Here is a 9,574-nt window from a genome sequence, read left to right as displayed (position 1 = left end):
TCTGACGCAAGTCGAGAGAGTAGGCTTTCATCGCCACGAGTTATCAGTAGAATTGCTCTCTCATATTGTACTGCACTAGACTAATAACCGCTATAGTCCATCGCGAACCACTCTTTCTTTTCCACATCCCGTGAAAAGTCAGGTTCATTTTCAAGTGTTGGCACAAATGTAGTAAATCAGTTCACTCTTTTTAAAGTACCAGTAACTACTGCACCTCGAACGGTTATGATAATAAAGATTTCTTTGCCACCATCAACAATGGTACCGCTATAAGTAGCACTATCTTCTGATGAGAATAGTTGCACCGTACAATCGTGTTTAACACTATAAGTTCCTGCGGCTGTTACGTTTGTAAGTGAATAACCGTTTACAGTATTGCTAGCGGTTCTAGCACCTGTTAATTCAAATATTCCCCTTCCATTGAGCTTGATTAAATCAACCTCAGCATAAGACGATCCTTGGATCGTTCCAGTCAATTTAAATCCATAGCTACCTTTTATGGTAGCATTATTACAAGAAGGCGTAGCTTGGGCGTTCACCTTTTGAGAGATAGCATTTGAAATGGTCAATGCTGACACAGTAGCAATTATTAATGTCGTAAAAAAGCCTTGGATTTTAAAGTTCATCATATTCATGAAATCAAGACACACTTGCGTAAATATTCACACTAGAAGATTACTATTGAATGACTTAACTTGTAAATCCCATTAGAAAATAAAATTTTTTACACAAAATTTATTTGCACTCACTACAGGTTTCGTGGTGTAATAATCTGAATACCCAAGCGTAGTAGTGATGTGCTTCAAATCGCTCTATGACATAACCAGCAGGGCAAAGGGTAGCATGGTAATCATTTCTGTCAATATGTATGCTTGGAACTAAGCTAACAGAGCTTGCCTTGAAACACCAAGAGATATTTGCCTTTCTATAAAGAAGCGATAATTGTGCCAATAAAGAAAATTAATTAGGTGTCAAATCGTTGTAGGCTGTGGATTACAAGGTCTACAGTCTAGCAATGAAAATAAATCGGCATGGACGTGCCAAGGTTCTAACTCAGTCAGAGATACAGCTAATTTTCAGCGATGGCTTAGACAATGACCGCGATAAAACCTTGTTCGCAGAACTTACGCATTGACAGGAATCTGACCATGTGTATTCAAGCCCATCTTTTGTTCAAGATGTTCCAGAATAAAGTCACGAGCCACCTGAAGAGACAAATTTCTCTGGACTTCATACCAGTTTTCAATTAACTCTTCGGTTCGCATTAATTCTAGTTGTGTAAAGGCGCGGATAGCGCTAAAAAAGTGAGTTTTAATTGCCTCAGATGTCCTTACCCTTACGGGTTCGCCAGTTGCTTCAAGTCGGGGAACCCGCCCAACGCACTGGCTCACCATGAATAGTTCAATTCCACACACTTGCTTAATAGCTCGATGGTAACATTCAATCCCCCAATGAATCGAATGTAACTCCTTACTATCATGTGACAAATCTTCCATGATATCTGCTAAACGTGTGCAGCCTGGATACTTTGATTCTGCTAATAAAAACAGAGTGTAAGTGTCAAGATCACACTTTGCCGTGGATGGCTTGGTAGTTACTCTGATTGCCCATACCCTCAATAGAGACACGTAAATTATCCAACTTTCCACTCACCTACCGACTAGCGATCGCATATTTTTTCTTCTTTTTCTTAGTACATTTGTTGTCTAATTTGTCAATGCGTAAGTCCTGGTTCGGTATCTGCCTATTTAGCGCCTGTAGAATCCGTGAATGCTGTACCCTGCTAACTCAAGACATTTACACGGTCAAGGGTAACGTTAGACCTCGGCTGATTATCAGAAAGTCAAACACTAAAGGCAAGCTGGCTACTAGGTCAATCCCAGTGATTGAAGACCTACGGCGGTTATTGGTTGAATATTACCTCCTGGCAGGGGATGATTATCTGTTTCCCGGTCGTAGCAATGGGCATATCAGCGAAGACTCAGCCGCTAGGATTTTGAGAGAAGCTTGCAAACAGGCTGGGATAATTGGCGTGAGTACCCACAGCTTCAGGCGTACCGCCTTAACTCAGATGAGCAACGCTGGTATACCACTGAGAGTTATTCAGGAAATTTCAGGGCATCGGAATTTAGAACAGTTGCAGCGTTATTTGGAAGTGAGCGATGAGCCAACTATATATATGGCTTTTCTTGCACTCCTAAGTGTAGTTTTAGCTTTAGGAGTAACTTTTTTACAACCTATAGCTGTAGCAGGAATAAGCGTCATAGCTGGATCTAGAACTAGATTTTTGATTGAGATAGCAGCTTTAGCCATAGCTGGCTTTAGTGGTTATATTATTTTATTTCAATTATTTTATAACAATCTAGCTGTTGATTCTTTTTCTATTTTATTATCTGTTATATTTGTAGTGATTATTCTAACTTCAATTTTATTAAGCAATTATATAGGTAAAGAAGCTACATTTGGAAATAGTAAGTATATTTTTATTTGGGCAATGGTAATAGCTTCTGCTGCAAAAAGAGGAACAAGCTTTCAAGAAGCTGACTTAACTGATAGTGATTTTACTCAAGCACAACTTAAAAACACAAATTTTAGAGCAGCTATTCTTAAGCGAACCTGTTTTTTTCAATCTAGAAATCTTAACTATGCTTGTATGGATAAAACTTATTTAGAAAGTCAAGATTTACAACAGTTAGTTATGACAGGTTTTGGACAAAATAAAAACTTTAACAATCGACAGGACTTAAGAGGTATTAATTTGTCTAGAGCAAACCTTACAGACATTAGCTTTATTGGAACCGATTTGAGCGGGGCAAATTTGCAGGATGCTGATTTATCTAAAGCAAAACTTGTACAAACTCAATTAGATGGAACAGATTTAACAGGTGCTACTCTTACTGGAGCTATCATACAAGACTGGGGTATTACAAGCCATACCAAACTTAATGGAGTAAGGTGCAAGTATATTTATATGCGTTTACCTACGGAAGATGATCTCGATCCGTGTCGTAAACCCGATAACAAGAAAGAAGTTTTTGAAGACGGAGACTTTGCAGACTTCATCAAGCCAATTTTTGATACACTCGACCTTTACCATAATCGAGATATTGATCCTCGTGCGATTGCAATTTCCTTTAAGCAGTTAGCAGAAAATCACCCTGATGCTGAATTAGAAATTGTGGCAATAGAAAAGCGGGGACAGGATAAGTTTCTGCTTCGTGCTAAAACCGCACCAGAAGCTGACAAGTCTGAATTGAGTGCAGAATATTTTGACACTTACAATCAAATAAAAGTCTTGCCAGAGCGAGAAATTAAATTACTTTTAGCAGAAAAAGATAGTAGAATTCAAAGTTTAGAAAATTTTGTTAATCAGGCGCTACAACGCGCTAGTTATTATTCAAATGTAGAACAGGTAAGTACTATGACTAACAACCCCGGTGGATTTTCAGTTGGTGGTTCTGTAGGCGGCAACGTCAACAACGTTCAAGGTGATAACAACCGCGCAGTTCAAGGAGATAATAATCAGGCTGTCCTTGGTGATGGTAATCAGGTGGCGCAAGACAGTTGTCAGTGAACGCAGAACGGCAGTTGACTGGGCAACAGAAATTAAGCACTTACTCGATAACGACTATGCCGAGAGCGACAAAATCATTTTAGTATGTGACCAGCTAAATACCCACAAACTTGCCTCACTTTATGTTGCATTTGAGCCGTCCATTGCTCGTCGTCTGGTCGAACGTTTGGAAATTCATCACACCCCCAAACATGGAAGTTGGCTCAATATGGCTGAAAACGAACTGTCCGCAATGACTCGACAATGCCTAGATCGTCGAATTCCCGATCGCAAAACTTTAGAACAAGAAACAACTGCTTGGTACACTCAGCGCAATCATTCCCAAAAGTCAGTAGATTGGCAGTTCACGACGGCAGATGCTCGTATCCGTCTCAAACGTCTTTACCCACAAATAGAAAATTGACAGACCACTAGGTCTGAACGCGAGTGCGTTCCCGAAGGGTAGCCTACACTGTAAGAGCAAACTTTTGGGTTTGAGCGCTGATTTGTAAAGAAAATCTAAAGAGAACACTTGCCTCTGTTACTTCTGGTCATTCGACTTTGCTCCTCGTGCTATTAACATCCGAGCAATTTGTGCCCGATCTTCTGCACTTGCGTTCGTGTAGGTCTTATTTGCCATCAGCGCTTGATTGCCCACCTCTGTTACCAGCGCTTTACCATCATCAGGGGTCGCTTCAAACATTAGCTTGATGGCATCTAAGTTTCCCCAAAAGGCAGCATTTACCAGTGCCCTTCCATCAGGTTTAGCCCCTGCTTGAAGGAGTAGCTTAATTTTTTCTGGCTCTCCTCCAGCCCAGTAAAGCGCAGAACGCCCTTCCGGATCGCGCACATTTACATTTGTCCCCACATGAATCAATGCCTTTAATTCATTAAGCGATCCACCCAATCCACTCCGAATTAACATCTGTTCACGAGTACTCCTCACATCGCCGCGTTGAGCCACATCAGTGACGTATCGTTGTGTTCCCTGAGTATCAATGTCACCATATAGAACAGTTCCAATGAAGAGTAGGAATGGGATAAGGATTGCAAAGATAGTTGCCCATTTATTAGAAAATCGATGCCAAAGTAATAAACTGCTCAACCCGACAAGAATGCAACTTAGAATTATAAACCCTGGACTAGCCACAAAGGATATAGCAATCCTAGCCAACCAGTCAGGCAGAACAGCCAACCAAGTAAGCAGCAATCGTATGCGAGTCAATAGTAAAAAGCAAAACGCTGAAAAAATCCAAATTAGACCAACTAGAATTCTCAGAGCATAACGTAGTCCGCGTGATATTTGAAACATGGCTAACTTCCCGATAAAAACCTATACACGAGAGTACTTTTTAGACTTTGGACAAAAAAGAATTGTTCGCCACAAATTGGTAATTTTTGGGCCAGGTAGTTGTGAACTGCTGTCCACTTGGTTTTATCCTCAACTGGTAGCGTGAATTTGGGACGTGGTTCTAACTGGATAATCTCAATCGCCGCTTTCTTAGCGTGAGCGATCGCTGCTCGTTCAGCAAGGGCTTCGCCAAATCACTCATGTAACCAGACGACTGCCTGCCGTAGATTGCAATTGTTAACGTGCATCACCAAGTCAATCGCACCACCACCACCTTAAAACGAAAATTCATTGATGAACGCACCGATTTATCTGTGTTGCGCGTGAAACTAGAAACCACAGTTCTAGAAAAAATTGCGGCTCGACTCAAGTGCCTTGAAGAAGACCTAAATGAAGGGCTAGAAGCATTAACCAAATCCATTGATGACGTTCAAAATACCGTAGATATTTTGACCACAATCAAAAATGTTACGGGGCTTGTTGCACGGATTCTCGTAATTATTTAATTACTTTTACCCTATTTTTATTAAGCTACTGTGGGGCATTTCAAGAAGAGTTCAGGGATAAGGGGTCAAAGGAACAATTCAGATGGAGTATAATCTCCATCTGAGGAATAGATTGCTATAAAGCGAATAACCAATATTAAATGAGGTAAAATTAATGCCAAAAAAACTTGCTGTTGTCATCAGTGGAGCAGTATCACTAGGAAGTTATGAAGCTGGCGTTATGTATGAAGTTCTGGAAGCGATCGCTTAAACCGCAAGTTGCCCCAGCAAACAAAGTAAATCTTTATACTTTACTGTATCAGCAAGGTAAATGCCTGTGAGCGATGGAACAGCGCGATCGCTCAAGTTTCCTCTAAGAAAATAGACATCGCTTTTCATCTATTATCAGTTCATTGCTATCAAAACTGATATCAAATGCCTGAACAAAAATCCCCACCCAGCGAAATGATTCGCGTCCCTACTGCCCTAATTCCAGTAGTCAAAGAACTATCCAAACTGCACAGAGAAGGACATACAATTGCCTTGCTGCAAGGCTTAGAGGAATTGCTCTCTAGGTTTGATAGCAATATTGATATCGATGTTGCACCTAGCAGTAAATCGGTTTTGCAGCGGGAGTTGAAGCTAGAAACCAAACTAGAGGCTATCTCTGGGCAGTTGGAAAAATTGTCACGGGCTATTTCATCAAATAGATACAACAGTCAACCCAAACAAAGAAGACAAGCTAACCCATACCAGCTTTCCCCAGTTGAACTGCAAGCATTACCTCCTGAAAATCTAGCACCGCGACTAGGTTTAAGTCCGTCGAGCCTCGCACCGGAAAGAGAAAAACTCACTACCAAAGAATTTATCAGTTGGACTCGCAACCGCGACCCCAGGGGCATAGGTTGGGAATGGAATGCAAAAGATGGGCTATATCACCCAGTGAAATAACTGCCACTGTCCCCCCAATAGGGTTTAATGAAGGAGCATTCAACATAAGAATAGCCAATGTTGAATACCCCGACCACGCTCACTAACACCGAACTCATCGACCTTTGGCTGCACGGCAAAAGCAAAAACACCGTTGACGGCTACCGCCGCTATGCCGAGCGGTTTTTTTCTCATGTCAACAAGCCGCTCTCTGATTGCACCCTCATGGATTTTCAATTGTGGGTGATGACACTTCATTGTTCTGACAATTCCAAGCGGGTAGCAGTGGGAGCAATTAAAAGCCTGTTTTCCTTTGCTAAACAGTTGGGGGTGGTATCGGCTAACTTGGGAATACTGATTAAGTCCCCCAAGGCAAAGAACCGATTGGCAGAGCGAATTCTCACTCAAGAGGAAGTACAATTACTGATAAATTCCACGACAAATGGACGCGATCGCACTCTGGTTCGTTTACTTTATTTTGCAGGTTTGCGGGTAAGCGAATTATGTAGCCTCAAGTGGCGTGACCTCAAGGCGCGTGGCGACGGGGGGCAAATCACAGTATTTGGTAAGGGTGATAAAACCAGAACTGTGCTTGTTGGTGCTGGTATTTGGCGCTCCATTAATGAGTTAAAGAATTACGCTAAACATGATGACCCAGTGTTTGTTTCAGCTAAGGGTGGTCATCTGTGCCGCAGTATGGTATTTCATATTGTGAAAAATGCTGCAAACCGCGCTCTTATTGAGGGGAATGTATCACCCCACTGGCTCAGGCATAGCCACGCTTCCCATAGTCTCGACCGGGGAGCGCCGATACACTTGTTACAGAAAACCCTGGGGCATAGTTCAGTTGCCATCACGGAAATGTATCTTCATGCTAGACCGACTGATAGCAGTGGGTTGTATTTGCCAGATGATGATGAGTGATGGATTAGGGATTAAGTGTTGCGAAAAATTCCGATTCCAGCCCCCAGTCCCTATTTTAGTGACGAGTATAGGAACGCCTAAAGAAAGTTTTGAATCTCTGGGCTATAGCGGACATGGCAACTGCTGCTACAGAAACCGATATTGTTGCTATTTTGATTCCAGAATCATCTGCAAGTATCGCTACAGCCGCTAAAGCGATCGCTACTCCGATACAACTTTGTTTGACCCTATTTGTAACTTGATAAGCTCGATTGCAGGAATTACAAATAAGTGTGTGTCGTGAGAATCTATCTAGCAAAATCGGCTTTGCATTCAACTCACCATTCTCAACATTTCTCCATGTGGAATAGCCTTGATAAAAAGGCAAAGATGACCCAAACTTATCTAGCCACAAGCGATACTCAATCACCAATGTGTCACATGTTTTCAGCGGCAAATATAGTTCTTTGAGACTTGTTCCCAAGCGTTCAATTTCTGACTGTTGTCCTGCGATAAGAGGCAAATCCTGCTCCAATATTTTGTTCGTATTTAAGTGATCGAGCCACCGGGGTCTTAGCTTGACTCCCCAAGTCAGGAAATCACGATAACCTCTAGCTAAAAGACGACATCGCCCTTTGCCTAAAGGAATCGAATACAAAGCTAGTCCAAATGTCCAACCTCGTTCTTCAATATAAGCAGTGTTCAGAACAAGATTTGGAGCAACAAAATCAATATATTTCCAGCCTTCATTTGATTTGTTAGTTCCCCGCCACCGACCTCGAATCCCCTGAACCGAACTCTCTAGCACTTCCATTTCTAGCGGTTGGGCATTTTTCCGATTACCACCACCCCTGGTGCCATGATGGCTAATAGCAACATGAGCAGGATCTATGACGTTCTCTACTAGATATGTTTGGTCATAAGGCAGATCCAATATAAAGTCTGCACACACGAATCCAGGCTTGTCTAAATCTGGTATAATTGGAATATTTTCATCAACAGCAGTTTCTTTTTCGCCAGCCCACACCCAAATCATGCCTTGACGTTCTACAACCTTAAAGGATGGCACGCAAGCATTAACTGGAATTTTTGCATCTGTTGGTAATTGGGGAATGTGCAGACATTGACCATCACTGCCAAACTGCCAACCGTGATATAAACATTCTATTTTGCCGTCAATAATTTGTCCTTCAGAAAGTTTGGCTGTACGGTGAGGACAACGATCTGCTAAACAGATAAATTGTCCATCTTTGTTTTTGAACAAAACCAAGGGTTCATCGTACAAGGAAAAGCTATGAGGGCGGTTGGTAGGCAAGTCTTGCACAAAGGTAACGGGATACCAACATTGCCTCCAGTTAAATTCTTGCTTCTCCTCAAGTGTCTCAAAGCTAGAAGTTGGTGGTGTCGCCTGTAGTGTCTCTGTTTCTAATGACATAGTTTTCTCCAGGTTTCTATAATTCTATACCTAACACACAAGGGACTAACACTCCTTTGAGTGCTATGCGATCGCACTAATAACCCTATATATTAAGTTATGCTGCAAATTGAAAATATTATCATTATCCCCGATAGCGAACTCATTCCTTAGCTGATGTCCGACTCAATCGACTGTCAACCATTGCCATTTAAAACTATTTGCAACTCCTTTTGCTTTTCATATCAATGTAGAAAGAGCCATACAGTGCATTCACCCTGACGAGTTTGAGGTTAATTGTTCAACTGCCATTTTCTGTAATTCATTCCAAAGTGCAATTGTAATTGATAGTTCTTGTGTGTCCTTCGGTAAGGATGAAGAATAGGCTTTTGCACTGCTATTCATATTACAATTGGTCAAGCCGCAGTTTAATTATACTGAATGATGTTCACCCATTCTCTGTACCCAGATAATTGGTCAGAAATTGCCACGGACGTTAAGCAACAAGCCCAATGGCGTTGTCAAAAGTGTGGGTTACACTGCATACCCCCAGGAGAAAACACAGCAAAACTTACACGCTCAAAACGCAGAGTGTACACCCTACAGGTTCATCATTGGGACAGAAATCCAGCCAATAACCACAGAGGCAACCTAATAGCCCTATGTAGTGTTTTATGTAGAATCCACGTCGTAGAAGCCTTGATGTGACTGACTTTTGTTAAATTCTTCTACAACGTAACCCATGATAACTCCCTTTTTACAAAGCAGAAAAATTTACAAAATGTAACTAGTTTTTTTGATTCAGTACCGCACTTTTCAGTGCCTAATTATTAAAATCATTGTGTTGATAGATTCTTGCTCCCGGCGAAGCAAAAACATGGTTTGAGATGACTGTAACAATTGCCTACCAACTTGACAAATGGCTTCAATCGAAGTGG

General features: G+C 41.6%; 9 protein-coding genes and 2 pseudogenes. 5 read left to right on the top strand and 6 right to left on the bottom strand.

The window, feature by feature from the left end; all coding sequences use genetic code 11:
* Nucleotides 1-176: 176 nt before the first annotated feature.
* From ACYTXL_RS24475 to ACYTXL_RS24465, 3 genes and pseudogenes are all read right to left on the bottom strand, one after another.
* Nucleotides 177-629 carry a hypothetical protein gene (locus ACYTXL_RS24475; RefSeq protein ID WP_461922045.1) on the bottom strand — a complete coding sequence of 151 codons (453 nt, stop codon included), beginning with the start codon at nucleotides 627-629 and terminating at the stop codon, nucleotides 177-179.
* A 495-nt stretch (nucleotides 630-1,124) separates the two neighbouring features.
* A pseudogene (locus ACYTXL_RS24470) lies at nucleotides 1,125-1,478 on the bottom strand (hypothetical protein); the annotation flags it as partial.
* Nucleotides 1,473-1,604 (bottom strand): annotated as a pseudogene (locus ACYTXL_RS24465) (IS701 family transposase); the annotation flags it as partial. The pseudogenes ACYTXL_RS24465 and ACYTXL_RS24470, both read right to left, overlap by 6 nt.
* 113 nt (nucleotides 1,605-1,717) lie before the next feature.
* Between ACYTXL_RS24465 and ACYTXL_RS24460 the strand changes: the two are divergent.
* Both ACYTXL_RS24460 and ACYTXL_RS24455 read left to right on the top strand, forming a co-directional pair.
* A complete protein-coding gene (locus ACYTXL_RS24460; RefSeq protein ID WP_461926987.1) occupies nucleotides 1,718-3,574 on the top strand; it encodes a tyrosine-type recombinase/integrase in 1,857 nt (618 codons plus the stop codon).
* On the top strand, nucleotides 3,540-3,977 hold the full coding sequence (locus tag ACYTXL_RS24455; protein ID WP_461922153.1) for a transposase: 438 nt from the start codon (nucleotides 3,540-3,542) through the stop codon (nucleotides 3,975-3,977). Before ACYTXL_RS24460 ends, ACYTXL_RS24455 begins: the two co-directional genes overlap by 35 nt.
* A 117-nt stretch (nucleotides 3,978-4,094) precedes the next feature.
* Here ACYTXL_RS24455 and ACYTXL_RS24450 read toward each other — a convergent pair whose 3' ends face one another.
* The gene (locus tag ACYTXL_RS24450) at nucleotides 4,095-4,865 is read right to left on the bottom strand and encodes an ankyrin repeat domain-containing protein (RefSeq protein ID WP_461922152.1); all 771 of its coding nucleotides are present in this window, start codon (nucleotides 4,863-4,865) and stop codon (nucleotides 4,095-4,097) included.
* A gap of 281 nt (nucleotides 4,866-5,146) precedes the next feature.
* Between ACYTXL_RS24450 and ACYTXL_RS24445 the strand changes: the two genes are divergently transcribed.
* On the top strand, nucleotides 5,147-5,410 hold the full coding sequence (locus ACYTXL_RS24445) for a hypothetical protein (protein WP_461922151.1): 264 nt from the start codon (nucleotides 5,147-5,149) through the stop codon (nucleotides 5,408-5,410).
* A gap of 246 nt (nucleotides 5,411-5,656) precedes the next feature.
* Here ACYTXL_RS24445 and ACYTXL_RS24440 read toward each other — a convergent pair whose 3' ends face one another.
* The gene (locus tag ACYTXL_RS24440; RefSeq protein ID WP_461922150.1) at nucleotides 5,657-5,788 is read right to left on the bottom strand and encodes a hypothetical protein; all 132 of its coding nucleotides are present in this window, start codon (nucleotides 5,786-5,788) and stop codon (nucleotides 5,657-5,659) included.
* 36 nt (nucleotides 5,789-5,824) lie between these two features.
* On the opposite strand from ACYTXL_RS24440, the gene ACYTXL_RS24435 reads away from it, so the two are divergent.
* Both ACYTXL_RS24435 and ACYTXL_RS24430 read left to right on the top strand, forming a co-directional pair.
* Nucleotides 5,825-6,340: a hypothetical protein gene (locus tag ACYTXL_RS24435; protein ID WP_461926986.1), complete on the top strand. Its 516-nt coding sequence runs from the start codon at nucleotides 5,825-5,827 to the stop codon at nucleotides 6,338-6,340.
* Nucleotides 6,341-6,397: 57 nt separating this feature from the next.
* A complete protein-coding gene (locus ACYTXL_RS24430; RefSeq protein ID WP_461922148.1) occupies nucleotides 6,398-7,243 on the top strand; it encodes a tyrosine-type recombinase/integrase in 846 nt (281 codons plus the stop codon).
* A 55-nt stretch (nucleotides 7,244-7,298) separates the two neighbouring features.
* Here ACYTXL_RS24430 and ACYTXL_RS24425 read toward each other — a convergent pair whose 3' ends face one another.
* A complete protein-coding gene (locus ACYTXL_RS24425; protein ID WP_461922147.1) occupies nucleotides 7,299-8,657 on the bottom strand; it encodes an aromatic ring-hydroxylating dioxygenase subunit alpha in 1,359 nt (452 codons plus the stop codon).
* Between the last annotated feature and the right edge of the window lie 917 nt (nucleotides 8,658-9,574).

The organism is Nostoc sp., assembly GCF_054880495.1.
The sequence above is the reverse complement of the archived record's forward strand: the minus strand, read 5'-3'. Positions and strand labels throughout refer to the sequence as shown.

Coding starts and splice junctions, on each gene's coding strand:
- ACYTXL_RS24440 (WP_461922150.1), bottom strand. CDS start 5,788: ATGAAAAGCGATGTCTATTTTCTTAGAGGAAACTTGAGCGATCGCGCT.
- ACYTXL_RS24460 (WP_461926987.1), top strand. CDS start 1,718: ATGCGTAAGTCCTGGTTCGGTATCTGCCTATTTAGCGCCTGTAGAATC.
- ACYTXL_RS24425 (WP_461922147.1), bottom strand. CDS start 8,657: ATGTCATTAGAAACAGAGACACTACAGGCGACACCACCAACTTCTAGC.
- ACYTXL_RS24450 (WP_461922152.1), bottom strand. CDS start 4,865: ATGTTTCAAATATCACGCGGACTACGTTATGCTCTGAGAATTCTAGTT.
- ACYTXL_RS24430 (WP_461922148.1), top strand. CDS start 6,398: ATGTTGAATACCCCGACCACGCTCACTAACACCGAACTCATCGACCTT.
- ACYTXL_RS24435 (WP_461926986.1), top strand. CDS start 5,825: ATGCCTGAACAAAAATCCCCACCCAGCGAAATGATTCGCGTCCCTACT.
- ACYTXL_RS24475 (WP_461922045.1), bottom strand. CDS start 629: ATGATGAACTTTAAAATCCAAGGCTTTTTTACGACATTAATAATTGCT.
- ACYTXL_RS24455 (WP_461922153.1), top strand. CDS start 3,540: ATGGTAATCAGGTGGCGCAAGACAGTTGTCAGTGAACGCAGAACGGCA.